Source organism: Falsiroseomonas algicola, assembly GCF_011040385.1.
In the GTDB taxonomy this organism is placed as follows: domain Bacteria; phylum Pseudomonadota; class Alphaproteobacteria; order Acetobacterales; family Acetobacteraceae; genus Falsiroseomonas; species Falsiroseomonas algicola.
Genome location: NZ_JAAIKB010000002.1, coordinates 401,320 through 427,342, shown reverse-complemented (window position 1 = coordinate 427,342; position 26,023 = coordinate 401,320). Strand labels below are relative to the sequence as shown.

The 26,023-nt window shown below is 70.5% G+C and carries 26 protein-coding genes; 12 read left to right on the top strand and 14 right to left on the bottom strand.

What is annotated here, in order from left to right; all coding sequences use genetic code 11:
* Positions 1 to 76 precede the first annotated feature (76 nt).
* Positions 77 to 1,417 carry an LLM class flavin-dependent oxidoreductase gene (locus G3576_RS07325; RefSeq protein WP_164693686.1) on the top strand — a complete coding sequence of 447 codons (1,341 nt, stop codon included), beginning with the start codon at positions 77 to 79 and terminating at the stop codon, positions 1,415 to 1,417.
* Here the strand turns inward: G3576_RS07325 and G3576_RS07320 are convergent.
* The 3 genes from G3576_RS07320 to G3576_RS07310 are packed head-to-tail and all read right to left on the bottom strand — an operon-like array spanning position 1,410 to position 4,758.
* Positions 1,410 to 2,150: a sulfite exporter TauE/SafE family protein gene (locus G3576_RS07320; RefSeq protein WP_164693685.1), complete on the bottom strand. Its 741-nt coding sequence runs from the start codon at positions 2,148 to 2,150 to the stop codon at positions 1,410 to 1,412. The two genes, G3576_RS07325 and G3576_RS07320, sit on opposite strands and share 8 nt — an antisense overlap.
* Positions 2,150 to 3,445 carry an amidase gene (locus tag G3576_RS07315; RefSeq protein ID WP_164693684.1) on the bottom strand — a complete coding sequence of 432 codons (1,296 nt, stop codon included), beginning with the start codon at positions 3,443 to 3,445 and terminating at the stop codon, positions 2,150 to 2,152. The genes G3576_RS07320 and G3576_RS07315 overlap by 1 nt, the downstream gene beginning before the upstream one ends.
* 11 nt (positions 3,446 to 3,456) lie before the next feature.
* The gene (locus G3576_RS07310; protein WP_164693683.1) at positions 3,457 to 4,758 is read right to left on the bottom strand and encodes an amidase; all 1,302 of its coding nucleotides are present in this window, start codon (positions 4,756 to 4,758) and stop codon (positions 3,457 to 3,459) included.
* Positions 4,759 to 5,018: 260 nt separating this feature from the next.
* On the opposite strand from G3576_RS07310, the gene G3576_RS07305 reads away from it, so the two are divergent.
* From G3576_RS07305 to G3576_RS07285, 5 genes are read left to right on the top strand one after another with little or no spacing between them, the layout of a single operon-like run.
* A complete protein-coding gene (locus tag G3576_RS07305; protein WP_207622700.1) occupies positions 5,019 to 6,629 on the top strand; it encodes an ABC transporter substrate-binding protein in 1,611 nt (536 codons plus the stop codon).
* Positions 6,630 to 6,638: 9 nt separating this feature from the next.
* Positions 6,639 to 7,592: an ABC transporter permease gene (locus tag G3576_RS07300; RefSeq protein WP_164693682.1), complete on the top strand. Its 954-nt coding sequence runs from the start codon at positions 6,639 to 6,641 to the stop codon at positions 7,590 to 7,592.
* Positions 7,589 to 8,464 (top strand): ABC transporter permease, encoded by an 876-nt coding sequence (locus G3576_RS07295; protein WP_164693681.1) that lies wholly within the window; start codon positions 7,589 to 7,591, stop codon positions 8,462 to 8,464. The genes G3576_RS07300 and G3576_RS07295 overlap by 4 nt, the downstream gene beginning before the upstream one ends.
* On the top strand, positions 8,461 to 9,486 hold the full coding sequence (locus G3576_RS07290) for an ABC transporter ATP-binding protein (protein WP_164693680.1): 1,026 nt from the start codon (positions 8,461 to 8,463) through the stop codon (positions 9,484 to 9,486). The genes G3576_RS07295 and G3576_RS07290 overlap by 4 nt, the downstream gene beginning before the upstream one ends.
* Entirely contained in the window at positions 9,483 to 10,445 is a 963-nt protein-coding gene (locus G3576_RS07285; protein WP_164693679.1) for an ABC transporter ATP-binding protein, read from the top strand. The genes G3576_RS07290 and G3576_RS07285 overlap by 4 nt, the downstream gene beginning before the upstream one ends.
* A gap of 111 nt (positions 10,446 to 10,556) precedes the next feature.
* On the opposite strand, the gene G3576_RS07280 is transcribed toward G3576_RS07285, so the two are convergent.
* The 3 genes from G3576_RS07280 to G3576_RS07270 all read right to left on the bottom strand — a co-directional run bounded on the left by G3576_RS07280 (position 10,557) and on the right by G3576_RS07270 (position 13,530).
* A complete protein-coding gene (locus G3576_RS07280; protein ID WP_235951564.1) occupies positions 10,557 to 11,315 on the bottom strand; it encodes a DUF3750 domain-containing protein in 759 nt (252 codons plus the stop codon).
* A 19-nt stretch (positions 11,316 to 11,334) separates the two neighbouring features.
* Positions 11,335 to 11,841 carry a DNA starvation/stationary phase protection protein Dps gene (dps, locus tag G3576_RS07275; protein WP_164693678.1) on the bottom strand — a complete coding sequence of 169 codons (507 nt, stop codon included), beginning with the start codon at positions 11,839 to 11,841 and terminating at the stop codon, positions 11,335 to 11,337.
* Between the two features lie 78 nt (positions 11,842 to 11,919).
* Positions 11,920 to 13,530, bottom strand: coding sequence for an MFS transporter (locus G3576_RS07270; protein ID WP_164693677.1), 1,611 nt, complete (start codon positions 13,528 to 13,530; stop codon positions 11,920 to 11,922).
* Between the two features lie 92 nt (positions 13,531 to 13,622).
* Here G3576_RS07270 and G3576_RS07265 point away from each other — a divergent pair, with 92 nt between their 5' ends.
* Positions 13,623 to 13,964, top strand: a complete 342-nt coding sequence (locus G3576_RS07265) for a DUF962 domain-containing protein (RefSeq protein WP_164693676.1) — start codon at positions 13,623 to 13,625, stop codon at positions 13,962 to 13,964.
* 289 nt (positions 13,965 to 14,253) lie between these two features.
* The gene (locus G3576_RS07260) at positions 14,254 to 14,892 is read left to right on the top strand and encodes a calcium-binding protein (protein ID WP_164693675.1); all 639 of its coding nucleotides are present in this window, start codon (positions 14,254 to 14,256) and stop codon (positions 14,890 to 14,892) included.
* Positions 14,893 to 14,901: 9 nt separating this feature from the next.
* Here the strand turns inward: G3576_RS07260 and G3576_RS07255 are convergent, their stop codons facing one another.
* The gene (locus G3576_RS07255) at positions 14,902 to 16,188 is read right to left on the bottom strand and encodes an NCS2 family permease (RefSeq protein WP_235951562.1); all 1,287 of its coding nucleotides are present in this window, start codon (positions 16,186 to 16,188) and stop codon (positions 14,902 to 14,904) included.
* A gap of 70 nt (positions 16,189 to 16,258) precedes the next feature.
* Between G3576_RS07255 and sugE the strand changes: the two genes are divergently transcribed.
* The gene (gene sugE, locus G3576_RS07250; protein ID WP_164693674.1) at positions 16,259 to 16,573 is read left to right on the top strand and encodes a quaternary ammonium compound efflux SMR transporter SugE; all 315 of its coding nucleotides are present in this window, start codon (positions 16,259 to 16,261) and stop codon (positions 16,571 to 16,573) included.
* On the opposite strand, the gene G3576_RS07245 is transcribed toward sugE, so the two are convergent.
* Positions 16,557 to 17,003: a hypothetical protein gene (locus tag G3576_RS07245; RefSeq protein WP_164693673.1), complete on the bottom strand. Its 447-nt coding sequence runs from the start codon at positions 17,001 to 17,003 to the stop codon at positions 16,557 to 16,559. The two genes, sugE and G3576_RS07245, sit on opposite strands and share 17 nt — an antisense overlap.
* Positions 17,000 to 17,740 (bottom strand): DUF2786 domain-containing protein, encoded by a 741-nt coding sequence (locus G3576_RS07240; RefSeq protein WP_164693672.1) that lies wholly within the window; start codon positions 17,738 to 17,740, stop codon positions 17,000 to 17,002. Before G3576_RS07240 ends, G3576_RS07245 begins: the two co-directional genes overlap by 4 nt.
* Positions 17,741 to 17,865: 125 nt before the next feature.
* On the opposite strand from G3576_RS07240, the gene G3576_RS07235 reads away from it, so the two are divergent.
* From G3576_RS07235 to G3576_RS07225, 3 genes are read left to right on the top strand one after another with little or no spacing between them, the layout of a single operon-like run.
* A complete protein-coding gene (locus G3576_RS07235) occupies positions 17,866 to 18,834 on the top strand; it encodes a Bug family tripartite tricarboxylate transporter substrate binding protein (protein ID WP_164693671.1) in 969 nt (322 codons plus the stop codon).
* Between the two features lie 9 nt (positions 18,835 to 18,843).
* On the top strand, positions 18,844 to 19,749 hold the full coding sequence (locus G3576_RS07230; protein WP_164693670.1) for a dienelactone hydrolase family protein: 906 nt from the start codon (positions 18,844 to 18,846) through the stop codon (positions 19,747 to 19,749).
* Between the two features lie 24 nt (positions 19,750 to 19,773).
* Positions 19,774 to 20,400: a glutathione S-transferase family protein gene (locus G3576_RS07225; protein ID WP_164693669.1), complete on the top strand. Its 627-nt coding sequence runs from the start codon at positions 19,774 to 19,776 to the stop codon at positions 20,398 to 20,400.
* A gap of 3 nt (positions 20,401 to 20,403) precedes the next feature.
* Here the strand turns inward: G3576_RS07225 and G3576_RS07220 are convergent, their stop codons facing one another.
* Genes G3576_RS07220 through G3576_RS07200 form a run of 5 tightly spaced genes read right to left on the bottom strand, consistent with a single transcriptional unit; the run spans position 20,404 to position 25,999 of the window.
* Positions 20,404 to 21,375: a Bug family tripartite tricarboxylate transporter substrate binding protein gene (locus tag G3576_RS07220; RefSeq protein WP_164693668.1), complete on the bottom strand. Its 972-nt coding sequence runs from the start codon at positions 21,373 to 21,375 to the stop codon at positions 20,404 to 20,406.
* A gap of 23 nt (positions 21,376 to 21,398) precedes the next feature.
* The gene (locus G3576_RS07215; protein WP_164693667.1) at positions 21,399 to 22,391 is read right to left on the bottom strand and encodes a 3-hydroxybutyryl-CoA dehydrogenase; all 993 of its coding nucleotides are present in this window, start codon (positions 22,389 to 22,391) and stop codon (positions 21,399 to 21,401) included.
* A complete protein-coding gene (locus tag G3576_RS07210) occupies positions 22,381 to 23,451 on the bottom strand; it encodes an NAD/NADP-dependent octopine/nopaline dehydrogenase family protein (RefSeq protein ID WP_164693666.1) in 1,071 nt (356 codons plus the stop codon). The genes G3576_RS07215 and G3576_RS07210 overlap by 11 nt, the downstream gene beginning before the upstream one ends.
* The gene (locus tag G3576_RS07205; protein ID WP_164693665.1) at positions 23,448 to 24,326 is read right to left on the bottom strand and encodes an NAD(P)-dependent oxidoreductase; all 879 of its coding nucleotides are present in this window, start codon (positions 24,324 to 24,326) and stop codon (positions 23,448 to 23,450) included. Before G3576_RS07205 ends, G3576_RS07210 begins: the two co-directional genes overlap by 4 nt.
* The gene (locus tag G3576_RS07200) at positions 24,314 to 25,999 is read right to left on the bottom strand and encodes a dihydroxy-acid dehydratase (protein ID WP_164693664.1); all 1,686 of its coding nucleotides are present in this window, start codon (positions 25,997 to 25,999) and stop codon (positions 24,314 to 24,316) included. Before G3576_RS07200 ends, G3576_RS07205 begins: the two co-directional genes overlap by 13 nt.
* Positions 26,000 to 26,023 lie beyond the last annotated feature (24 nt).

Genomic DNA, 26,023 nt, shown 5'->3' with positions numbered 1-26,023 from the left:
CGGCGGCAAGGGGCCTTCCGTGCGGCGCGATATGGCGGGAGACTGCGCGGCCTCCGGTCAGGGACACACGCCTTCCATGCCGCCACGCCAGCTCAAGCTCGCCGCCTTCTTCAATCCGCCGGGATCGCATGTCGCGGGGTGGCGGATGCCGGATGCGGTGCCGACGGATCTGGAGTTCGACGAATACCTCGACGTGGTGCGGGAGGCCGAGCGCGGGCTGTTCGACATGGTGTTCTTCCAGGACAGCGCCGCGGTGCCGCCCGCGATCACGCTGGCGGGGAAGGATACGGAAGCGGCGGCGGGTGCGGCGCGGACCGTGCGGATCGAGCCGATGACGCTGCTGGCGGCCCTCGCCGTGACGACGACGCATATCGGCCTGGTGGCGACAGGGACCACTTCCTACAACGAGCCGTACCACATCGCGCGACGCTTCGCCTCGATCGATCACCTCAGCAAGGGGCGCGCGGGATGGAATTTGGTGACCTCGCAGAACGAGGACGAGGCGCAGAATTTCGGGCGGGACGCGCATCTGGACCATGCGCTGCGCTATGAGCGCGCGGCGGAATTCCATGACGTGGTGGTCGGCCTCTGGGAAGGCTGGGATCACGACGCCTTCGTGCGGGACAAGGAAAGCGGGCGGTATTTCGATCCGGCGAAGCTCCGCATCCTCAATCACGTGGGCAAGCATTTCCGGGTGCGCGGGCCGTTGAACGTCGCGCGGTCCCCGCAGGGCAGGCCGGTGATCGCGCAGGCCGGGTCCTCGGAGCCGGGGAAGGAGCTTGCGGCCCGGACCGCCGACGTGACCTTCACGGCGCAGACGTCGATGACGGAGGCACAAGCCTTCCGCGCGGATGTGCGGGAACGCGCGATGCGCCACGGGCGGTCGCCGGATGCCATCAAGATCATGCCGGGACTCAACTACGTGCTGGCGGAGACGGAGAGCGAGGCGCGGGCGCTGTACGAGCACCTGCTGTCGATGATGACTGATGAGGTGGTGATGCCGTCGATCATGCGGCTGTCGGGCGGGCTCGACCTGCGGCAGTTTCCGCTGGATGGGCCGCTGCCGGAGCTGCCGCAAAGCAACGCGGCGCATGCGCGGCAGAAGATGCTAGTGGAGTTGGCGCGGCGGGAGAATCTCTCGATCCGGCAGCTGGCGCGGCGCTATGCCACGTCGAACGGCCACAACGTCTTCGTCGGCACGCCGAAGGCGCTGGCGGACATGATGGAGGAGTGGTTCCAGGCTGGCGCGGCGGATGGTTTCGTGATGCTGTCGCCCTACTACCCCACACCGATGCGGAATTTCGTGAAGTGGGTGGTGCCGGAGTTGCAGAAGCGGGGCATCTATCGGACGGAGTACGAGGGGCGGACGCTGCGGGAGAATCTCGGGCTGGTCAGCCCGGCGCCGCCGCTCAGGTGAAAGCGCTCCAGAGGAAGGACACGCCGGAGAAGGCGACCATCGCCTCGATGAGGGCGGTGTGGATGCGGAGATGGATGCGCGCGATGAGGAATCGCGCGGCATAGGCGCCAGGGATCATGCAGAGGCCGACAAGCACGCCGCCGATGAGCAGCGGGCCGTCGATCAGGTCGAGGCGGCCGTAGAGGATGGTCTTCGCGATGTTGACGGCGGCGCCGATGACGGCGTCCGTGCCGACCAGCGCGCCACCCGCCAGGCCGAGACCGAGGAGCAGCGGCACGACGATGACGCCACCGCCAGGCAGCGCGCCGGCGACCAGGCCGAAGAGGAAGCTGATGCCGATGACGGCGGCTGGTGTCGGGACGACCTTTCGCTTGTCCAGCCAGCGGCGCAGTGGGATTGAGATCAGCAGAAAGCTGCCGATCAGCGCCGCCAGCGGCGCGCGTGGCAGGACATCATAGATCAGGCCACCCACCAGCACGCCGGGCAGCGAGGGCAGCAGCACGCGCAGGATCAGGTCCGGCCGGATCTGGTCGCGATAGACCCAGGCGCGGGAGAGATTGCCGAAGGTCATGGCCACCGCCATGACCGGCACCACGCCCTTCACGCCGACGACGGGCACGAGGAAGGGCGTGACGATCAGCCCCGCCCCGAAGCCGCTGAGTCCGCCCAGCACGGCTCCGCCGAAGGCGATGAGGCCGAGGGCAAGGAAGCCCAGCCAGCCGAGATCCTCCATCAGCCCGCCAGCACCGCCGCCACCCAGCCGGCGGCGGCGAAGAGGCGTTCATCCTCATGCCGCTCCGACACCAATTGCAGGCCGAGCGGCATGCCCGCGGGCCCCTTGCCGAAGGGCAGCGTCAGGCAGGGCGTGTAGAGGAGCGTCCAGAGCGAGTTGAAGGTGGCGCTGCCGGTGCCGGAGAGGCCGACCGGCGCCTCGCCGGCGGCGGAGAGCGTCAGGACGGCGTCGAAGCCGGCGAGCGTGTCGTCGGCCCAGAGGCGCATCGCCTCCGCGCGGCGCTGTGCGTCCACATAGGCGGCGACGGGCGTTGTCTCGCCATCGCGGATGCGGCCCTCGCCAAGCGCCTTGCTGATGAGGTGGCGGTGGCCGTGGCGTTCATGGCCGAAATTGCGCGCGCCCTCGAAATTCGCGATGCGCTGGTGGACCTTGAGCCAGCCATCGAAGGTGGGGGATGGCAGGGTGAGGTAGGTGACGGTGGCGCCGGCGGCCTCGCAGCGGCGCGTGGCTTCCTCCAGCGCCTGCTGGGCGGCGGGTGACGCCTCGGACCATTCGGGGGTGCGGCAGAGGGCGAGGCGCGGCGCGCGCTCGAGCGGCGCGACGGGATCGTAGGGGATGCGGGTGAGGACGGCGCGGAGGCGCTGCACATCCTCCAGCGACCGGGCGCAGAGGCCGACGGTGTCGAGCGATCCGGATTGCTGGAAGACGCCGACGCGGCTGACCTCCCCGAAGCTCGGCTTGTAGCCCCAGAGGCCGCAGAAGGCGGCGGGGCGGATCATGGAGCCGGAGGTCTGGGTGCCGAGCGCCAGCGGCACCTGGTGGTCCGCGACGGCGGCGGCGGAGCCGGAGGAGGAACCGCCGGGCGTGCGGGTGGGGTCGAGCGGGTTGCGCGTGGCGCCGGGATGGCGGTTGGCGAACTCCGTCGTAACGGCCTTGCCGAGGATGGTGCCGCCGGCCGCGCGGATCAGCGCGGCGACCGCGCTGTCGGCATAGGTGCGACGCCCTGCATGGATGGGGGAGTTGCACTGGGTCGGCATGTCGAAGGTCTCGATGATGTCCTTCAACGCGACGGGCACGCCGTGCAGCGGGCCGCGCGGGGCGCTGCGGTCGGCGGCGCGGGCCTGGGCGAGTGCCAGGTCGGGATCGAGGAAGGCCCAGGCGCTGACCTCCGCATCGCGGGCGGCGATGCGGTCGAGGCAGGCTTGGGTCAGGGCTTCCGCCGTCAGGGTGCCGGCGGCGATGGCGTCGGCGGCGGCGCTGGCGGTGAGGGTGGCGGGATCGATGGTGAGGGACATGAGCGTGATCCTCAGCCGGCCAGGATGCGTTCGGCCCAGGCGGCGACGGCGAGGAGCCGATCGTCGTCGTGGCGGCGGGAGACCAATTGCACGCCGATCGGCATGCCGTTCGGCCCGGTGGCGAAGGGCAGCGTGATGCAGGGCATGTGCAGGTTGGTCCACAGGTAGTTGAAGATGGGGTTGCCCGTATGCGCGAGGCCGGAAGGGGCTTCGTCGGGGGCACTCGGCGTCAGCAGCGCGTCGAAGCCGTGTTCGGCCATCAGCGCATCCATCATGGCGCGGCAGCGATCGCCCTGGCGGATGGCGGCGCGGAACTGCGCGAGGGTTGAGGCCTCCCCGACATTCACGCGTTCCTCCAGCCAGTCCTGGCTGACCAGGTGGCGGGAGCGCGTGAGTTCGTCGGCGTAGTTGCGCACGGCCTCGTAGCCGCAGACCACCCGATGCGCGTCGCGCAGCGTGGCGAGATCGGCGGGGACCTCGAACGCCGTGACGGTGGCGCCGGCTTTCTCGAGTGCGCGGGCGGCGTCCTCGATGGCCTGGCGCGTGGCGGCGGACGCCAGATCCCAATGCGCGGTGTGGGCGATGGCGATGCGGGGCGCGGTGATGGCGGCCAGCGGCTCGTAGGGGATTTCCATGATGGCGGCCCGGAACAAGGCAATGTCCTCGACCGCGCGGGCCATGATGCCGACGGTGTCGTAGGCCTCCGTATTGGTGCGAACGCCGCTATTGCCGAAATGCTGGAAGGACGGCTTGAAGCCGACGACGCCGCAATAGGCCGCGGGTCGCAGGACGGAGCCGCCGGTCTGCGTGCCGATGGCCAGCGGCACCTGGAAATCCGCGACCGCGGCGGCGGAGCCGGAGGAGGATCCGCCCGGCGTGCGCGTGACGTCATGCGGGTTGCGCGTGGCGCCGGGCTTGCGGTTGGCGAATTCCGTCGTGACGGTCTTGCCGAGCAGCACGGCGCCGGCGGCGCGGGGGGCGGCGACTGTCGCGCCATCGCGGTTCGGGCGGTGGCCGACATAGATGGAGGAGCCGTAGCCCGCCGGCATGTCGGCGGTATCGATGATGTCCTTCACGCCGAAGGGGATGCCGTGCAGCAGCCCCTGTTCGGGCCCGGCATCGAGCGCGCGGGCACGGGCGCGCGAGGCTTCGGGATCGAGGAAGGCCCAGGCGGCGACGGTGCCGTTACGATGGGCGATCCGCTCCAGGCAGGCTTCGACCAGCGCGGTGGCCGTCAGTGTGCCGGCGGCGATGGCGCGGCGGGCGGCGGCGGCGGTCAGGCGTTCCGGCGCGGTGGCGAAGGCGGCATCCATCGTTTCACTCCGGCAATTCGTCGCGGCGGGTTCTGCAAGCGCGGTGCCAGCGCAGCATCGCGCGGAAGCACCGTCAAACGCGGCGTGGCGGCGGCATCGCGGTGATGCCGAAGCGGGATGCTGCCTGCATCGCGGGATTCTGCCGATGGCGCAGGCAGCGCGGGCACCAGCCCCGCCGCATCGCGGCACGCTTGAAGCGGCTGCGCGCTGTGGCCCGCGGATTGCAGAGCCTTCATGGAGATCGAGCGTCAGGAGGCTGCATGACCTGCTCCACCAAGCTGCGCCGCTTCGCCACCGCGCTGCTGCTGCCCGCGCTGATGGGCCTCGCATCGCCCGTTGTTGCCCAGGGCACGCTGCGCGTGGCGATGACGCTGGCGGATATCCCGCTGACCGATGGCGCGCCCGACCAGGGGACGGAAGGCGTGCGCTTCAGCGGCATCACGCTCTATGACGGGCTGACGAACTGGGACCTGACACAGGCGGAGCGGCCGGCGGAGCTGCGGGCAGGCCTCGCCACCGAATGGGCGCCGCGGCCGGACGACCCCACGCGCTGGATCTTCAAGCTGCGGCAGGGGGTGCGCTTCCACGACGGGTCCGTGATGAATGCGGATGCCGTCATCTTCACCTTCGAGCGGGCACTGAACAGCAACCATCCCGCCTATGACGTCTCCGCCCGGCGGCAGCTGCAGGCCTTCATCCCCGCGGTGAAGGCGTGGTCGAAGATCGACGAATACACCATCGAGATCGAGACCAACGGGATCGACAGCCAGCTGCCCTTCCAGATGACGCGGCTCTTCGTCGTCTCGCCGGCGCATTGGGAGGCGGTGGGGCGGGACTGGAACGCGTATCGGCGGAATCCCTCGGGCACCGGGCCGTGGCGGATGGATGCGCTGGTCCCGCGGCAGCGGATGGAGCTGGTGCCGAACCGGGAGTACTGGGACGCGGCACGGCGGCCGCGGCTGGACCGGCTGGTGCTGCTGCCGATCCCGGAGGTTTCCGCACGCACGGCGGCGCTGCTGTCGAACAGGGTGGAATGGGCGGAAAGCCCCTCCCCGGACAGCGTGCCGCGGCTGCGGCAGGCAGGGTTCACCATCTCCACCAACGCCATCCCGCATATGTGGCCCTATACGGTGAGCGTGCTGCCGGACAGCCCCTTCCACGACATCCGGGTGCGGCAGGCGGTGAATCTGGCGATCGACCGCGACGGGCTGGTGCAGGTGCTGAACGGGTTGGCGGTGCCGTCCATTGGCAACCTCACGCCGGATCATCCCTGGTTCGGCACGCCGAGCTTCCGCCCGCGCTTCGACCAGGCGGAGGCACGACGGCTGCTGGCGGCGGCGGGGTATGGGCCGAACCGTCGGCTACCGCTGAAGTTCATCATCTCTGCCAGCGGGTCGGGGCAGATGTATCCGCTGCTGATGAACGAGTATGTGCAGGAGAATCTCCGCCAGGTCGGAATCGACCTCGAATTGCAGGTCTTCGAGTGGGAGGCGCTGCGCGGGCGGCGGCGGGATGGCGCGCAGGGGGCGAGCAATCGCGGCGTCCATGCGCTCAACAATTCCTGGAACTCGATGGACCCCTATAACGGGCTGCTGCGTTTCTTCGGGCCGAACGAGCTGCCGCCCAATGGCACCAACTGGGGCAACATCCGGGACGAGGTGCTGGAAGGGCTGGCTGAGCGGGTGAAGGGCGAGTTCGATCCGCAGCGCCAGGCCGCGCTGCTGGCGCAGATCCACACGCGCTTCGTGGACCAGGCCTATTTCATCTGGGTGGTGCATGATGTCGGCCCGCGTGCCCTGTCCCGTCGTGTGCAGGGGCATGTGCATGCGAAGTCCTGGTACGTGGATTTCTCGCCGCTCTTCCTGCGCTGAGGGCCGCGCGTGCTGCGATACCTGCTGCGGCGGCTGGCCTATGTGGCGCCCATCGCCGTCGGGGTGACGCTGATCGTCTTCCTGCTGGTGCATATCGCGCCGGGGGATCCGATCAGCGCCATCCTGCCGGATGACGCGAGCGCCGAGATGGTCGCGGAGGCGCGGCGCGAATACGGCTTGGACAAGCCCCTGCCGGTGCAATACGGCATCTGGCTGTGGCGCGCGGCGCAGGGAGAACTGGGAACCTCCATCCGGTCGGGGCGCACCGTCGCATCCGAATTGTCGATGGCGGTCGGGAACACCTTCATCCTCGCGGTGGCGGCGGGGCTGCTTGCCTGCGTGCTGGGCGTGGCGCTGGGCCTGGTGGCGGGGCTGGCGCGGGACCGGATCGGCGATCACCTGACCAGCCTCTTCACCCTCGCCGGCGTCAGCCTGCCGCATTACTGGGTCGCGATCCTGCTGGTGATCGTCTTCGCCGTGGAGAATCCGTGGCTGCCGCCGCTCGGCATGGGGCCGGACAGCAGCGATGGCTGGCGGCCGGACTGGGCGCATCTGCAGCACCTCATCCTGCCCGCCATCGCGACCGCGCTGATCCCCATGGCGGTGATCGCACGAACGATGCGCGCTTCCGTCATCGAGGCGCTGGACCAGGATTTCGTCACGACGCTGCATGCCAAGGGGCTGCTGCCAGGGCGGCGGCTCTGGCATGTGCTGCGCAACGCGCTGCCGACGACGCTGGCGGTAACGGGGCTGCAACTCGGCAACATGCTGGGGGGCTCGGTGCTGGTGGAGACGGTCTTCGCCTGGCCGGGCACGGGTTTTCTCCTCGCCAATGCGATCTTCCAGCGGGACCTGCCGGTGCTGCAGGGCACGATGCTGGTGCTGTCGCTGTTCTTCGTGGTGCTCAACCTGGCGGTGGATCTGCTGCAAAGCTGGGCCGATCCGCGGATACGGCGGGCATGAGCGCGACCGCCGCGGTGCCGGCCAAGGCGCAGGGCACGGGGTATTGGGGCGGCGTCGCGCGGCGCTTCCTGCGCCAGCCGCTCGCGGTGGCGGCGGCGCTGGTGCTGCTCGTAGTGATCCTGGCTGCCATCGGCGCCGACTGGATCGCGCCGGCCGATCCCTTCCAGACCAGCGTGGCGCGACGGCTCGCCGCCATCGGCACGCCGGGGCGGCCGCTGGGTGGTGACGAGCTGGGGCGTGACATGCTCTCGCGCCTGATCCATGGCGGGCGCGTCTCGCTGGCCATGGCGATCGTGCCGGTGGCGGTGGCGCTGGTGATCGGCGGCTTCCTCGGCGTGCTCGCGGGCTATGCGGGCGGCGCGGTGAACATGGCCATCATGCGCGTGATGGACGTGTTCTACGCCTATCCCTCCATCCTGCTGGCGGTCGCCATCGCCGGCGCGCTGGGGCCAGGGATGCTGAACGGGATGGTGGCGCTGACGCTGGTCTTCGTCGCCCCCATCGCGCGTGTGGCGGAAAGCGTGACGACGCAGGTGCGGGCGAATGACTATGTCGTGGCCGCGCGGCTGTCCGGCGCGCCGACCTGGATGATCCTGCGCCGCCACGTGCTGAACAATGTCGCGGGACCGGTGCTGGTGTTTGCGGCCAGCCAGGTGAGCGTCTCCATCATCGCGGCCTCGGGGCTCAGCTTCCTCGGGCTCGGCGTCTCCCCGCCCCAGGCGGATTGGGGGCTCATGCTCTCCGCCCTGCGGCAGGCGCTGTATGTGAATCCCTGGGTGGCGGCGCTGCCGGGGGCGGCGATCTTCCTCTGCTCCATGGCGGTGAACATCGTGAGCGACGGCATCCGTCGCGCCATGGAGCTGCGGCGATGATGGCGCCCCTCCCCTCCCTGCCCGATCGCGGCGGACCGGCGCAGCCGATGCTGACGGTCACGGGCCTGCGGCGCTGGTTCAAGCTGGATTCGCGACGGGTGATCCGCGCGGTCGATGGGCTCGACTTCAGCGTGGCGAAGGGAGCCACGCTCGGCATCGTGGGCGAGAGCGGCTGCGGGAAATCGACCGCGGCCAAGCTGGTGGCGGGGATCGAGGCCGCCGATGCCGGCGAGGTGGTGCTGGATGGGGAGGTCTTCTGGGCCCGCGGCGCGCGGATCGGGCCGGAGGCGCGGCGCGCGGTGCAGATGGTGTTCCAGGACAGCCATTCCTCGCTGAACCCGCGCATGACCGCCGCCGAGAGCATCGCCTTCGGGCCGGAGGCCCATGGCGTAAAGCCCGCCGTGGCGCGGGCCTATGCGCTGGAGCTACTGGAGGCGGTGGGGCTGCCGCCCGACCGCTTCGCGGACCGCTCTCCGCTGGCGCTGTCCGGCGGGCAGCGGCAGCGCGTGAACATCGCGCGCGCGCTGGCGCTGCGGCCGCGGGTGCTGCTGCTGGATGAGCCGGTCTCCGCCTTGGACAAGTCGGTAGAGGCGCAGGTGCTGAACCTGCTGGTGCGGCTGCGGGTGCAGCTCGACCTTACCTATGTCTTCATCAGCCATGACCTATCCGTGGTGCGCTACGTCGCGGATGAGGTGGCGGTGATGTATCTCGGCCAGGTGGTGGAGCAGGCGCCGGCCGCGACCATCTTCGCGCAGCCGCTGCACCCCTATACGCGCGCGCTCTTCGCCTCCAAGCCCTCGGTCGATCCGCGCCGGCGGATCGCGGCGCCGCCGATCCTGGGCGATCCGCCGGACCCGGTGGACCCGCCCTCTGGCTGCCGCTTCCGGACGCGCTGCGGCTTCGCGGAGGCGCTCTGCGCCACCGGCACGCCACCGCTGGGCGCGGTGGCGCCAGGGCATCGCGTGGCGTGCTGGATGGCGGTGCCGCGCAGCGGACACAGCAAGGCCGGGGTCGCGGCATGAGCGTGGCGCTGGAGGTCAGCGGGCTGGAGGTGGCGTATCGCTCGGCGCGCGGCTTCGTGCCGGTGGTGCGCGGCGTCGACCTGACGCTGGCGAAGGGGCGCGTGCTGGCGCTGCTCGGGGAGTCGGGCTCGGGCAAATCCGTCACGCTGCGCAGCGTGGTGGGACTGACGGCGCGGGAGGGGGCGCGGGTTTCGGGCCGCGTGCGCGTGCTGGGGCAGGATGTGCTGGCGATGGATGCGCGGCGGCAGCTCGACCTGCGCGGCAGCCAGGTGGGCTTCGTCTTCCAGGAGCCGATGACGGCGCTGGACCCGGTGTTCCGCGTGGGCGACCAGATCGCGGAGGTGCTGGTGCGGCATCGCGGGGCGACATGGGCGGAGGGGATGGCGCGGGCGCGGGCGCTGTTCGACCTGGTGCAGATCCCCGCCGCGGCACAGCGGCTGCGGGCCTATCCGTCCGAATTGTCGGGCGGGCTTCGGCAGCGCGCGATGATCGCCATCGCGCTGGCCTGCGAGCCGCCCCTGCTGCTGGCGGATGAACCGACCACCGCGCTTGATGCGACGGTGCAGATCCAGGTGCTGCTGCTGCTGCGGGACCTGCAGAAGCAGCTGGGCACGGCGGTGGTCTTCGTGACGCATGACCTGGGCGTCGCCGCGGAAATCGCCGATGAGGTCGCGGTGATGTATGCCGGCCGCATCGTGGAGCGTGGCAGCGCGGAGCAGGTGCTGCTGGCGCCGGAGCATCCCTACACGCGGGCGCTGCTGGGCTGCGTTGTACGGGGTGGCTATGCGGAAGCACCGCTGGTGGAGCTGGCCGGCAGCCCGCCGGACCTGGCACGACTGCCGCCGGGTTGCAGCTTCGCGCCGCGCTGCGTTTCCGCCTTCGCGCCCTGCGGGGTGGAGGAGCCGGGGGAGCGCGAGCGAGAGGCGGGACATCGGGCGCGGTGCCACCTGGGGCGGTGATCCAGTCAACTTCGGTGTCGCGGCGGGCCCCCACCCCATCCAGCCTTCGGCCTCGCGGCAGTGCCACGAGCCCCCGGAAGCGCGAAGGAGGGAGAGGCGCAAGCGAGGTGACTACCGCTCCACCACGGGCGCAACAGGCATGCCGGTACCCAGGCGGCCGAGGCCGGGGAGCTTCAGGGCGGGCTGGAGAAAGTCGATGCCGGCGACGGCGCCGAGGATGTTGATCTCGATGCCCTCGACCAGGCCGATGGTGAGGCCGAGATAGCCGCCAAGGGTGGCGCGGAAGCCGGTGCCGGTCAGCGACAGCCAGCGGCCATCATGCGGGTAGTCCTTGCCGATGGCAGTGGGCGGCAGGGTGGCGCGGACCTCCGGCACCGCATCCATGATGGCGGCGACGAAGGTGTTGGAGTTGGGGCCGGGCCAGGCGCGGTAGTCGCCGCGGGCCTGGTGGGGATAGGCCTGGATGGCGGCCTGCATGCGGGGGATCAGCGCCTCCGCCGCCGGACCATCCGCGGCGAAGACGACTTCCGGCAGGCGACCGAACCAGCGGCCATCAGGTTCGAAGCCGTTGACGCGGATCGGGTCGCCCCAGGCGGTGTAGTCGTAGCGCGTGTAGGTGCGGGCACCGCGCGGCTTGATGACGATCCAGCAATGGCTGGCGAAGATGCCACGCCACCGCACGGTGGGCGCGGCCAGCACGCGCACCACTGCGGCATCGGGGTCGGGCGGCGGCAGCAGGCCGGCGCTCGACCGGTCCGCCGCCCACCACCCGTCGCCGATGCCGTTGCGCAGGTGCAGCAGCCCGGAAATGCCGAGCGGCAGCAGCCAGAAGAGCAGGAACAGGAGCAGCCCGACGCGCAGCGGCGACATCAGGCGCCCCGGATCAGGCTCAGCGCTCGCCGGTCGGCGTGGCGGTGGCTTCCATCATCCATACGGCCTTGTCGATGTTGCGGGACACCGCGGTCAAGAGATCGGCGGTATCGGCGTCGCCGGCCTCGTCCGTCTCATCGATGCCTTCGCGCACGGCCTTGGCGACGGCGCTGTAGCGATCCAGCAGCGCATTCAGGTGGTCCATGCCGGCCTTGATGTCGGCGGGATAGGGCGGCAGGCGCGTGCCGCTGGCGACGGACTGGGAGGTGCCCATGGCGGTGCCGCCGAGCTGGACGAGCCGCTCCGCGACCTCGTCGATGTCCTTCTCCAGCGTGCCGTAGAATTCCTCGAACATGATGTGCAGCGCGTGGAAGTGCGGGCCCTTCACGTTCCAATGGGCGTGGCGGGTGGTGTTGTAGAGGTCGATGCTGTCCGTCAGGCAGGCGGAGAGCACGCCGATCGAGGTCTGCTTCGCGTTGTCCTTCAGGTCGTTGCGGTTGGCGACCTTGGCGGTGGATTTCGGCATGGGATTGTCTCCACGGTTGTTCCAGCGGGCCCAACGTGGATCAGCCCAGGTCGTTGCATGTCTTGTCGTTGCGTGTGGTCATGATGGAGCGCCGGGCGGCACGTTCAGGTAGCGCGCGGCCTCCGGCGGCGCGGCGCCGCGATGCAGGGCTGCGGCGGCGGCGAGGATGGCGAGGTCCGATTCCGTCATGCGGCCAGCTTCGCGCAGGTGTTCGGTCCAGCTTTCGACGAGCCAGAACTCAACCCAGCGTTCGGGATGGGCCACGTCCTCGAACAGCCGCCAGCCCAGCGCGCCGCTGCGCAGCCGGACCTGGCGGCATTCGGCCATGATGGCCAGGAAGGCGGCGCGGTCGGCGGGGTCGATCTGGTAGCGCACCACCTCCAGCACCCGGCCGCTGTCGTCGTTCAGCAGCGCGGCCAAGGCGGGGGCGGCGGGTTCCGGCGCGGGGATGGCGGGGGCGGGCCTGGCGTCGACCGCCGGGGCGGCGGGCGGCTCGATGGAGAAGCGGCGTACGGCGATGCCGCTCGCGGCGCAGAGGGCGCCGGAGACGGCGAGCGCCCAGCCGATGCCGAGCACCTCGCCCCCCCAGCCGCTGAGGGCGGAGCCGAAGGTCAGGCCGCCGAAGGTGGCGAACTGGTAGATGCCGATGGCGCGGGCGCGGACCCAACCGGGCACTGAGAGCTGGGCGGAGGCCTGGAGGGTGGAGGCGCCGGTGATCCAGGCGATGCCGTAAAGGAACATGGCGAGCAGGCCGACGGACCAGTGATGCGCCTGGCCGAGCAGCACGAGGGCGAGGCCCGCCAGGATAGCCGCGCCGGTGACGGTGCCGTTGCGGTCGAGGCGCGACCGGAGGGAGGGCAGGACGAAGCCCGCCCCGACCGCGCCAACCCCCATGGCCGCCAGCATCAGCCCGAGCCATTCGGGGCCGAGGCCGAGTTGCTGGCGGACCAGCAGCGGCAACAGGCCCCAGACCGCCGCGGCGAAGAGGAAAAACATGAAGCCGCGAAGGATCGTCGCCCGCAGCACCGGGCTGTTGCGGGTGAAGCCGATGCCGGCGCGGATGGCGGAGAGAAAATGCTCCTTGGGCAGGCCGGCGCGCGGTGCCTCCCGCTTCCAGAACAGGAGCGCGACGATGACCACCATGAAGGAGAGGGCGTTGAGGGCGAAGGTCGCCTCCGGCCCTGCGGAGGCCACGGTGAAGCCGCCGATGGCCGGGCCGATGGCACGGGTGATGTTGAAGCCGATGCCATTCAGGACGATGGCGCTGGCGAGGTCCGCGCGGGGCACGACCTCCGGCGTGGTGGCGGACCAGGCGGGGGAGTTCATGGCCGTGCCGGCGCCGATGGCGAAGGTCAGCGCGACCAGGCCCCAGGGGCCCAGCATGCCCTGCCAGGCCAGCAGCGCCAGGATGGTGCCGGCCGCGGCGATCCAGGCCTGGGCGGCGATCAGGTAGTGGCGGCGGTCCACGATATCGGCGAGCGCCCCGGCCGGCAGGGCCAGCAGGAAGACGGGCAGCAGGCTGGCGACCTGCACCATGCTGACCATCAGCGGTGAGGGTGCGAGGGAGGTCATCATCCACCCCGCGCCGGTGTTCTGCATCCACATGCCCGTGTTGCTGCAGAGATTGGCCAGCCAGAGCAGCCGGAAGGCGGGGTGGCGGAGCGGCAGAAGGGCGGCGGGGAGGTGCATCGCGCGCAGGGTGACAGCAGCGGCCGCGCCGCGTGAAGCGCAAAGCGGCGCGAGGTGGCGGAAGGACGGAGCGCTCGGCTAGGGTTGCGGGCATGGAGACGCCGCGCATCGAGACCTATGCCGAGTTCTGGCCGCATTACCTGCGCCAGCATGCGCGGCCCGCGACGCGCGCCTGGCATGCGGTGGGGACCTTCACGGGGCTGGGGCTGCTCGGCCTTGCCATCGTCACGGCGCGCCCCTGGCTGGCGCTGCTTGCCGTCCTGGTCGGGTATGGTTGTGCCTGGCTGTCCCATTGGCTGGTGGAGCGCAACCGGCCCGCGACCTTCGGGCATCCGCTCTGGTCCCTGGCGAGCGACTTCCGGATGGCTTGGCTGCTGGTGACAGGTCGGTTGCAGCGCGAGATCGAGGCCGCGTCTCTTCAGGACAAAAATTAATATCAGTTGCGATTTATAAGGCATTCAGCGGTCGCGATTGGAATTGGCGCCTCCCGCTTCTCGCGCCTCCGCTCTCCCTATCCCGTTGCGAAAGTGAGCCTTTTTTCCCGGGCGCCAGTCCTGACTGATCGAGGCCTGGGCCCGTCTCAGAGCACGACACTCAGTCGGCCCGTGGGCGGCCGCGATGATTCACACTTCAGAAAGCTGTTGACGTTCGTGTCATCCAAATTATAGGACAAACCTCGACAAACGCGACCAATCCCGACGGGTTTCCTTAAGGAGCGATGACATGACCGGCTTCGCCTCCATCCACGGCTCGGCCTGCGACGATACCATCGACACGACCTGGGCAGGGTCCCGCCGGGACTACATCGAGGCCGCGGGTGGCGCCGATACCGTCAGCTCGGGCGGCGGCAATGACAGCGTCCATGCCGGGTCTGGCCACGACCTGGTCTATGCGGGTTCGGGCAACGACCAGGCTTTCGGCGATGCCGGCCGGGACACCATCTATGGCGGGTCGGGCAACGACCTGATCCAGGGCGGCAGCGAGGATGACGCGCTGTTCGGCGAAGCGGGCCGGGACACCATCCTGGGCGGCCAGGGGGAGGATTTCCTGGCCGGCGGGTCGGGCAACGACGTCTTAACGGGCGACGGCGCCGGCTTCGCCGCCAAGGAAGACACCTTCTATTACGACAGCAACTTCGGTGACGACATCATCACCGACTTCGACCTTGATCGCGACGTCCTTGAGATCAAGGGCGGCATCAACGCCTCCGGAATCAACGACCCCGCGGACGTGGCTCCCCTCGTCACCGAGGTCCACGGGAATGCCGTGATCGCCTTCTCCAACGGGGACAGCATCACGCTGCAGGGCGTCTCCCGCGACGATCTGCTGGCCGACCTGGACCAGGTGATCCGGATCGTCTGATCCGCGCCGTCACATCACGGCGAACTTGATGGCGGATAGCGCGGCGAGCAGCCAGACCGCGCCATGCACCTCCCCTGCCCTGCCGGCCAGGGTCTTCACCAGCGCATAGGTGATGAAGCCGAGGCCGATGCCGGTCGCGATGCTGAAGGTGAAGGGCATGGCGAGCGCCGTCAGGATGGCGGGCAGGTATTCGGTGGTGTCGTCCCAGGCCAGATCCTGCAGCCCCTTGGCCATCAGGCAGGCCACGAAGACCAGCGCCGGCGCGGTGGCGAAGCCCGGGATGGAGGTGGCCAGCGGCGCCAGGAACAGCGTCAGCAGGAACAGGCCCGCGACCGTCAGCGCCGTAAGCCCCGTGCGGCCGCCCGCCTGGATGCCGGCCGCGCTTTCGATGTAGCTGACGGTGGTGGAGGTGCCGAGTGCCGCGCCCATCATGGCGCCGCCGCTATCGGCCATCAGCGCGCGGCCGAGTCGCGGCACCGTGCCATCCTTGTTCATCAGCCCGGACCGGTGGGTGGTGGCGATCAGCGTGCCCGTATTGTCCAGCAGGTCTACCAGGAAGAAAGTGAAGACGATCCCCACCAGGCCGACGCCGATGGCGCCGGCGATGTCCATCTGCAGGAAGGTGGGGGCGAGCGAGGGCGGTGCGGAAACGATGCCCTTGAACTCGGTCAGGCCGAAGGGCAGGCCGATGGCGGCCGTGCCGATGATGCCGAGCACGATGGCGCCCGGCACGTTGCGCGCGGCCAGGCCCGCGATCAGCAAGAATCCCGCGCAGGCGATCAGCGTGCTGGTGGCGGAGAGCGGCCCGAGGCCGACCAGCGTGGCCGGATTGGCCACCACCACCCCCATGCCGCGCAGCCCGATCAGGCCAAGGAAGAAGCCGATCCCCGCCGCGATGCCGAGCTTGAGGGAGAGCGGGATGCCGTTCACCAGCCATTCCCGGATCTTGAGCACGGAGACCAGGAAAAACAGGAAGCCCGAGAGGAAGACGGCGCCCAGCGCCACCTGCCAGGAAATCCCCATCCCGCCGACGACCGCGAAGGCGAAATAGGCGTTGAGCCCCATGCCGGGGGCAAGCGCGATCGGGAAGTTGGCCAGCAACCCCATCAGCGCGCTGCCGATGGCGGCCGCCAGGCAGGTGGCGACAAAGGCCGCGCCGGGATCGATGCCGGCGGCGGCCATGATCGAGGGATTGACCACGACGATGTAGACCATGGTCAGGTAGGTCGCGATCCCGGCCAGGATCTCCGTGCGCGGCGTGGTGCCGCGGGCGGTCATTTCGAAGAAGCGGTCCAAGGGGGCGACTCCTGTGCGCTGCGGTGCAGCGAAACCCTAAAGGGCCGATCGGCCGGAAAGGAAGCGGGGCATGGCGTGGGTGTGGCTGGGGCTGGCTGGGCTGCTCGAAGTGGGCTGGGCCGTCGGGTTGAAGTTCACCGAGGGGTTCTCCCGCCTGGTGCCAACCGTGCTGACCCTCGGTGCCATGGCGCTGAGCATCGGGCTGCTGGGCGTGGCGCTGAAGACGCTTCCGGTCGGCACGGCCTACGCGGTCTGGACGGGCATCGGCGCGATCGGGACGGCGATCTTCGGCGTGCTGGTGCTGGGGGAGGCCGCGACGGCGGCGCGGATCGGCGGCATCGCGCTGATCGCGGCGGGGATCGTGACGCTCAAGCTGGGGAGCTAGGATCCAGGAACCGTGGCTTCGCGGCCGGGTCCCAGAGGATGCCGGCAGCCGCCAGGGTGGCCGCCAGATGGTCGCGGTCCAGCCGCGCATGGCGGACCAGCAGGTCGACATAGATGCCCATGAAGGCGGAGCCGTGGCCGTCCCCTGCCCCGTCATGGTCGGCCGTCATGGCATGGGCGACCTCATGCAGCAGCACCCAGCTCGGCAGTTCGGGCGGCGCCTCGATCGCCAGGCGGCTGCCAGTGGCGATGACGCGCGTGGAAGGCCGCTTGCGGCGGACCCTGGGCGGCCAGCGGAGACCGGCTTCGGCCCAGACATAGTCCACCAGCGCCTGCATCTGCGCGAAGGGCACGCGGGAACGGTCGAGCGGCGCGACGACCCGGTCCTCCCACGCATAGACGCGGCGGGCACGGGGCTGGTCGCGGCTCACGGCTTGTCGCGCAGGCTCCGCGGGCTGGTGCCCGCGCCGACGGGACGATCCAGGCCGACGCGGCCGCCGGCTTCCTGCCCGTGGCGGAAGGCGTTGCCGTCCCGCACGCGGCGCGTCGTGCTGCGGGAGACGAGGCGGATGCCAAGTTCCTTGAAGGCGGCCTGGACCTGCTTCTCCTTTGCCACCACCAGGGCGGTGCCGGCGGCGGGCGTGGCGCGGGCGGCGGTGGCGGTTTCCCGGCGGTGGCGGGCGATCTGCTCCAGCCGCTCGGAAATGCGCTCCGCGAATCCGTAGCGAAAGCTGCGGAGCCGCGCCTGAGGTTGCAGGCGGCTGCGGCGATAGGCCTCGCTGGCGCGGAAATCGGCTTCCTCCCGGTCCACGGCCCCGGCGACGAGGTGGAGGAGGTATTCGCCCATCAGCACGTCGGGCTCCAGCCCGAACAGCACGAAGGTGCCGCGGCCGGCGGTCCAGCCCTTGGTCTCGGTCAGGCGGATGATGGCGAGGAAGATGGCGCCGACGGCCTGCAGGCGCGGGCCTTCCATGACGATCTCGCGCTGGATGCAGACCTCCTGCCGCAGTTCGACCTCCGACATGCTGAGGCCATAGACCTCGAGCAGCTGGCCGACTTTCTGGGCGGCGGCCATGGCCTCGGCCTCCGAACAGCCGCGGTCGGTGGTCTTGGCGGCCAGCGCGCGGATGCGGGCCTTCACCTTCTCGAGTTCGCTCGCCTGGCTCATCCGGCCTTCCGTGGTGGGAAGAGGGCCCGGTAGCGCGCAAGCCGAGGGGCCGTCCAGGCCAAGCTGGGCAGCATCGATTCGCCATGCATAATGGACGAACTGGTTCATACACGGAGGAACATGCCATGATCACCCGTCGCCACCTCGCGCTCGGTGCGGCCGCCGCCCTGGCCGCCCGCCCGGCCGCCGCGCAGGACAGTTTCCCGACCCGGCCCATCACGCTGGTCGTCGCCTGGGCGCCGGGCGGGTCGAGCGACCTGGTGGGGCGGATGGTGGCGGAGGGGATGGCGAAGCAGCTCGGCCAGCCTGTCGTGGTGGAGAACCGGCCGGGGGCGGCCGGGACGATCGGCCAGGCTTCCGTCGCGCGGGCGCGGCCGGATGGCTACACCATCCTGATGTCGGGCCGCGGCACCTTCGCGATGGCCGGCCACCTGATGCCCAATCGCGGCTATGACGATGCGCGCGACTTCGCGGCCATCGGGCTGCTGTGCGAGACGCCGATCTACCTCTGCGTCAATCCGCGCCTTGGGGTGCGGGACGTGGCGGGGCTGGTCGCGCTGGCGAAGGCGCGGCCGGGGGCGCTGAACTACGCCTCCTCCGGTGCCGGAAGCTCGGCGCACATCGCCACGGAGCTGTTCCTGTCGATGGCGGGGATCGAGGTGCAGAACGTGACCTATCGCGGCGGCGCGCCGGCGGTGCAGGCGCTGATCACCGGCGATGTGCAGATGGCCTTCGTCGATGCGGTGACCGCGCTGCCGCTGATGCGGGCGGGCCAGGTGGTGGGGATCGCGGTCGGCAGCACGGAGCGCTTCCCGCAGACGCCGGAGGTGCCGACCATCGCGGAGACGCTGCCGGGCTACGAGATCTCCTCCCAATTCGCGCTGCTGGCGCCGGCGAATACGCCCGCGCCGGTGATCCGGCGGCTGTGGGGCGCAATGGATGCCGCGATGAAAGACCCGGCCATGCTGGAGCGCCTGCGCGCGGCGGCGTACATCCCGCGCGTCGGCACGCCGGAAGCCTTCCCCGCCTATCTCGCCGCGGAAACGCAGCGATGGGGCGAGGTGATCCGGGCGCGCCGCATCACGCTGGAATAGGACGCACGCATGCAGGACCTGCCCGCGCGGATGGAGCTTCACGCCATCCGCAGCCTGACCCTGACGGACAGGCAATTCCTGCTGGGCCAGGCGGAGGGGCCGGAGGCCATCGTCACCGGGCTGCTGAGCCTGGCGCAGCGAGAGGGGCGGCAACCCGTCGTGGTGGTGATGCATGGGTCGGGCGGCATTGGTCCCTCCGTCGCGCTGTGGCAGCGGCAGATCAACGCGCTGGGGGCGGCGGCCTTCGTGCTGGATGGATTCACGGGGCGGGGCATCGTCTCGGTGGCCGGGGACCAGGCGCGGCTGGGGCGGCTGGCCTTCGTGCTCGACATCTACCGGGCGCTGGAGGTGCTGGCGGCGCATCCGGCGGTGGATCCGGCACGGATCGCGGTGCTCGGCTTCTCCCGCGGTGGACAGGGCGCGCTCTATGCCGGGATGGCGCGCTTTCATCAGATGTGGAACCGGAGCGGGGTGGCGCCGGTGGGCACCGCGGCGGTGTATCCGGATTGCGGCACGCGCTACATCGGCGATACGGCGATGCTGCCGGCGCCGCTGCGCGTCTTCCATGGCAGGCCGGACGACTTCAACCCGATCGGGCCCGCGCGGGCCCATGTGGCGCGGCTGCGGGAAGCGGGGCATGACGCCGAAATCATCGAATACGACGACGCGCATCATGGCTTCGACAATCCGCTGAGCCCGGCGGCGGCGCTGGTGCGGGGATCGCAGAGCGTGCGGGGTTGCCGGATCGAGGAGCGGGAGCCGGGGCTGCTGGTGAACGCGGCGACAGGGCTGCCCTTCAGCTATGCCGATCCCTGCGTCGCGACGGAAGTGCATGTCGGTGGCAACGCCGTGGCGGGGGCCGCCCTGCGGCGCGACGTGCTGGCCTGGCTCCGCGAACTGCTCCGGCTAGACTGAGTCCGGCACGACGGAGTTTGCACCATGCTGCGCATCTGGGGCCGGGCCACATCCTCCAACGTCATGAAGCTGCTCTGGCTGTGCGAGGAGCTGGGGATCGACTTCGAGCGGATCGATGTCGGCGGGCCCTTCGGTGGGACGCGGGAGGCTGCCTACCTCGCGAAGAACCCCAACGCGCTGGTGCCGGTGATCGAGGAGCCGGACGGTTTCGTGCTGTGGGAGAGCAACGCGATCCTCCGCTACCTCGCGCGGTCACGGGCACCGGGCCACCCGATCTATCCGGCCGACCTCCGAGAAGCCGCGGATTGCGACCGCTGGATGGACTGGCAGCAGACGGCACTGAATCCGCCGCTGGTGACCGTCTATTTCACCCTGTTCCGCATCCCGGAGCCGGAGCGGGACTGGGCCGCCTTCGAGAAGGCGAAGGCGCAGGTGGAGGCGCTGTTCGGGATGCTGGACGACCGACTGTCCCGCAGCGGGTTCCTGTGCGGCGATGCGCTGACGCTGGCCGACATCGCGCTCGGCATCTACGCCTATCGCTGGCTGCTGCTTCCGATCGATCGGCGGCCGATGCCGCACCTCCAGCGCTGGCATGATGCGCTGGCGGCGCGGCCTGGATTCCAGAAATATGTGGCGCTGCCGCTGACGTAGCGATCAGCTTTCCAGGCGGATGCCGAGGTCTCGGATCAGGGGGCGCCAGACCGCGTTCTCGCGCCGGATGAGGTCGGCGCATTGAGCGAGACTCATCGGCTCCGTCTCCGCTCCCGTCGTGGCCAGCTGGCGGGTCACCTCCGGCGTCGCCATGGCGGCGCGCACCGCGGCATTGACCCGGGCCAGCACCTCCGGCGCTGCGTTGCGGGACAGCGAGACACCCTGCCATCCATCGGCAACGCAGTCCGCGATGCCTGCCTCCGTCGCAGTGCGCACATCGGGCACGGCGCGGACGCGGGCAGCGCCGAAGGTGACCAGAGCGCGGGCGCGGTTCGTGGAGAGCAGCGGCAGCGCATTGGTGACGTCGGCGATCGCGCAATCCACGCGCCCGGCGATCAGGTCCTGCAGCACCGCGGGCATGCCGCGATAGGGCACGTGCTCCACCTGGACGCCCGCCCGCACACGCAGCAATTCCATCGCCATGTGGTGCGGGCTGGCGACGGCCGGCGTGGCATAGGTCAACGACTGGCGCTGGGCCGCGGCGCGCCACTCCTCGAAAGTCGTGAGCGGGCTTTCCGGGCGGGTCAGGATGAAGAAGGGGAAACGGGCGATGAAGCCGGCCAGCACGAGATCGCGGTCGGGGTCGAAGGGCAGCCGGCTGTAGAGGGCCGGATTGTAGATCATCATGCCGTTGTCGACATGCAGCACGGTGCCGCCATCGGCGGGGGAGGCGAGCACCGCTTCCGTCGCGACGATGCCGCCGCCGCTCGGCCGGTTCTCCACGACCACGGGCGGCACGCCAGGCGCGGCGAGCGCGCGCGCGATCATGCGGGCGAAGAGATCGGAGGCCCCACCGGCGCCATAGGCCACCATCCAGCGCGTCGGCCGATCCGGCCAGGCGGCGCCCTGCGCCAGGGCGGGCGTGGCGGCAAGCGCGAGGGGGGTCGCGAGCAGGGCGCGGCGGCGGAGCGTCATGGGGCCTCCTGGGGCTGGTGGCGTCATGCTGGGGGCAGAACGGGCGGCCGCGCCAGCCCTTCCGCGCGGAGTCGCGCGATCAGTTCGCCGAGGCGGCGGCGCTTATGGGCGGCGATGTCCATCTCCGCCCAGGGGAGGAAGCCGCTGCCGGTGCCCATGCCGAGCTTTCCCTCCGCCATGTGCCGCCCGACGATGGCGGGGGCGCGGTAGCGGGCGTCGCCGAGGGACGATTCCAGGTAGCGGCTGGCGTGGTGCAGGATGTCGACGCCGCCCCAGTCGATGAATTCCAGCATGCCGAGCACGCCGAAGCGGAAGCTGAAGCCGTAGCGCAGCGCACGGTCGATATCCTCGGCGCTCGCGACGCCTTCCTCGACCAGGCGCGCGGCCTCGTTCATCGCCAGCGCCTGGATGCGGGGGATGATGAAGCCGGGGCTCGGTGCGCAGCGGACCGGGACCTTGCCGACGGATTCCAGCGTTTCCATCAGGCGCGCCGTGACGGCGGGATCCGTGTGCTGGCCTGGGGAGATTTCGACCAGCGGCACCAGGTAGGCGGGGTTGAGCCAATGCGCGTTGAGGAAGCGCGCAGGGTTCGGCACGGCGGGGGAGAGGTCGTCCACCATGATGGTGGAGGTGGTGGAGGCGAGGATGGCGTCGGGCGCCATCAGCGCCGCGGCCTCCGCCAGCGCGGCGCGCTTCAGATCGAGGATCTCGGGCACGCCCTCGAACACCACCGGCATGTCGCGCAGTGCCGCCGCCTCCGCGGCCGGGAGGATCGTGACACGGGCGGCAATGGCGGGCACGGCGGCGGCGTCACCCAGGCCGAGATCGGCCAGCATGGAGAGCGTCGCCGCGATCTCGTCGTGGGCGGCAGCGGCCAAGGCGGCGAAATCCCCGGCGGCGCGGGGCTTGAGGTCGAAGAGGGTGACGGGGTGGCCGGCATAGGCGAAGTGCACGGCGATGCCGCGCCCCATGCGGCCGGCACCGAGGCAGCCGATGGCGATTCGCTCAGAAGCCATCGCGCAGTACCTTCGCACGGCCGGCGGCATCGGCTGGCAAGCCGCAGCGCGCGAGCGTGCGCGATTCGAGAAAATCCTCGGCGCAGATGGCGCTGCCGATGGCGAGGAAGGCGCGGGCGAGCGGCGTCGGCACGCCGGCCGCGCGGCCAGCGTCGATGAGAAGCGACAGGCCGAGGCGCGTATCCTCCCGCATATAGCGATGCTCGGTCAGCACGATGTTTTCACGCCAGTCGCCGCTATCGGTCAGGCGGTCATGGCTGCCGCGGCCGTAGCACCATTCGGGGCCTTCCTTGGCGTAGTGGTCGGCCAGCGGGAAATGCGGCGCGGCGTAGCCCAGGGCTTCGCGCGTCGCCACGCGCTCCGCATCCAGCGCATCGGTCACGCGGCGGATGCTGCGCTGGGTGCCTTCCTTGTGGATGTCCCACTTCGGGAAATGCTCGAGCGGGCCGGCATTCATGGTGATGAGCGGCGGGTGAATGATCGGCCCCGCATTCATGAGCGCGCCGGACAGCGCATCGCCGCAGGGTTCGATCACGCCAGGGAAGGCGGCGCCGATGGTGGCGATGGCGTGGTCGGCGAGGGCCAGCGGGAAGACGCCGACCGGCAGGCGCTTCGCCCGCACGGTGATGGCGACCAGCTCCGGGCCGTGCTTGCGGGCGAGCCAGGGCAGCGTGCCGGTCTCCGCGAAGGCCACGCGGGCGCCAGGGCGATGCGCATGCAGCGCGCGGGCCAGGATGATGGTGCCGAGCGTGCCGGGGGTGAGGAAGACGACCTGGCCGTCCTCCAGCAGCGGCGCCAGTTGCGGCGCCAGCGCTTCATGCGTCGTGGCCGGCGCGGGGGCGAGGATGAGGGTGGCGCCGCGGATCGCCGCCGCCAGGTCGGCGGTGACGAGGGCAGGCGTCGTGGCGCGTTGGCCGCGCGAATCCCTCACCGTGATCGTGGAGGCCTCGCGCGCCGCCTCGGCGCTGGTGCGCCAGAGCCGCACGTCGTGCCCCGCTTCGGTGAAATCGGCCGCGGCGGCAAAGGCGCCGTTGCCGCCGCCAAGAACAGCGATCTTCATGCGTGCTCGCTCAGGGAATGGACCATCAAGGCTTCGGCATCGCCGCCAAAGCGCGCCATCGTCAGGCGCAGCATCTGCAGCGCCAGGCCCGACATGGGCACGGGCGTGCCGGTCTGCGCCGCCAGTTGCAGCACGGCCTCCAGGTCCTTGACCATGGAGGCGGCGCTGCCGATGGGCGGTTCGTGGTTGCCGGAGGCCATGCGGGGCACGAAGAGGCGCAGCGGCAGGCTGTCCGCGAAGCCGCCGGCGAAGGCTTCCGGCAGGCGCGCCGCATCAATCCCGGCATTCTGCGCGAGGCGCACCGCCTCCGCGATCACGCTCATCAGGCTGCCGGAGATGATCTGGTTGCAGAGCTTCGCCGTCTGGCCGGCGCCGACCGGGCCGAGATGCGTGAGGTTGCGCGCCATGGCCATGACGTAGGGGCGGATGGCTTCGATGTCGGCGGCCTCCCCGCCCGCCATCACCGCCAGCGTGCCATCGGTGGCGCCGCGCGTACCGCCGGAGACGGGCGCATCCACCCAGCGCGTGCCGTTGGCGGCCAGCAGCCGCGCGGCAATGGCGCGGGTGCGGTCGGGCGCGATGGAAGCGTGGTCCACGACGATGCGGTCCGCGGCGGGCGCCTCCGCGATGCCGCCGGGGCCGAAGCAGACGGCCTCGGTCGCGGCGGCATCCATCAGGTTGAGGAAGACGATGCGCGCCCCGGCCGCGGCCTCGGCGGGCGTGGCGGCGAGGCGCGCGCCGGCCTCCACGAAGGGTGTGGCCTTGGCGGGGCTGCGGTTCCAGACCGTGACGTCATGCCCCGCCGCAATCAGGCGCCGCGCCATCGGCGCGCCCATCAGGCCGAGGCCGAGGAAGGCGAGCTTCACAGCGGCCATTCCGCCGGGCCTTCATGAGTCACGGCGCCACCCGGCGCCTGGCCGACCAGCTTCGCGTATTTCGCCAGCAGGCCCGCACGGTGTCGCGGCGCGGGTGGCGCCCAGGCGGCGCGGCGTGCCGCGACTTCGCTGTCCGGCACGAGCAGATCCATGCGCATGGCCTTGGCATCGATGCGGATGCGGTCGCCGTCCCGGACCAGGGCGAGCGGCCCGCCGATGGCGGCTTCCGGCGCGACGTAGCCGATGCACATGCCGCGCGTAGCACCGCTGAAACGGCCATCGGTGACGAGCGCGACCTTCTCCCCCATGCCCTGGCCATAGATCAGCGCGGTCACGCCCAGCATCTCCCGCATCCCGGGGCCGCCGACCGGGCCCTCGCCGCGGATGATGAGGACCTGGCCCGCTTCGTAGTCGCGGGTGCGCACGGCCTCTACGCAGACATCCTCGCCTTCGAAGACGCGGGCCACGCCCTCGAACACCAGCGACTTCAGGCCAGCGACCTTGATGACGGCGCCATCGGGGCAGAGGTTGCCGCGCAGGATCGCGACGCCGCCATCGGGGGCGATGGGCGTCGCGGGGTCGCGGACCACCTGGCCATCAGGGGCCTCGGCGCCGGCATACTCCTCCGCCATGGTGCGGCCGGTGACGGTCAGGCAATCGCCATGCATGTGCCCGCTGCGGATCAGCGCGCCGATGATGATCGCGGCCCCTCCTGCATCATGCACGTCCTTCGCGGTGAAGCGGCCGCCAGGGCGCAGGTCGCCGATCAGCGGCGTGCGGGCGAAGACGCGGGCGACATCCTCCATGGTGAAGCGGATGCCGGCCTCGTTCGCGATGGCGGGCAGGTGCAGCGCGGCATTGGTGGAACCGCCGGTGGCGGCGACGATCGCGGCACCGTTCTCCAGCGCCTTCCAGGTGACGATCTCCCGCGGCAGCGGCCCGCCTTGTTCCAGCATCGCCAGCAGCCGCTTCGCCGCCTGCTGCGCGATGGCGGCGCGGATGGAATAGACGCCCGGCACCATGGAGGAATTGGGCAGCGAGAGGCCCAGCGCCTCCCCCACCATTGCCATGGTGTTCGCGGTGAACTGGCCGCCGCAGGAGCCGACCGTGGGCAGGCAGGCGTGCTCGATGCGCGCGGCCTCCGCCGCATCCATGGTGCCGGCCATGACGGCGCCCACGGCTTCGTAGCTGTCGAGCACGGTCAGGTCGCGGCCCTTGTAGCGGCCGGGCAAAGCTGAGCCGCCATAGAGGAAGATGGAGGGCAGGTTAATGCGCAGCATGCCCATCATCACGCCGGGCAGCGTCTTGTCGCAGCCGCCGAACCCCAGCAGCGCGTCATAGGCCAGGCCATGCATCGTCGCCTCGATCGTGTCCGCGACAAGCTCGCGACTGACCAGGCTGAACTTCATGCCCTCATGGTTCATGCTGAGGCCGTCGGAGACGGAGGGTGCCGTGAATTCGCGCGGCACGCCGCCGGCCGCCGCCACGCCGAGCCGCGCGGCATCCACCTGGAAGCCATGTGTCTGGTTGCAGGGCGTCTGGTCCCCCTTGAAGGAGACGATGCCGATCATCGGCTTGGAGAGATCATCCTCCGACAGGCCCATGGCGCGGTAGAAGGCGCGGTGGGACGCGCGGTCGAGGCCATCGATGGTGACGCGGGATCGGTTCGGCATGCGGGAAGGTTAGGCAGAAAGCCG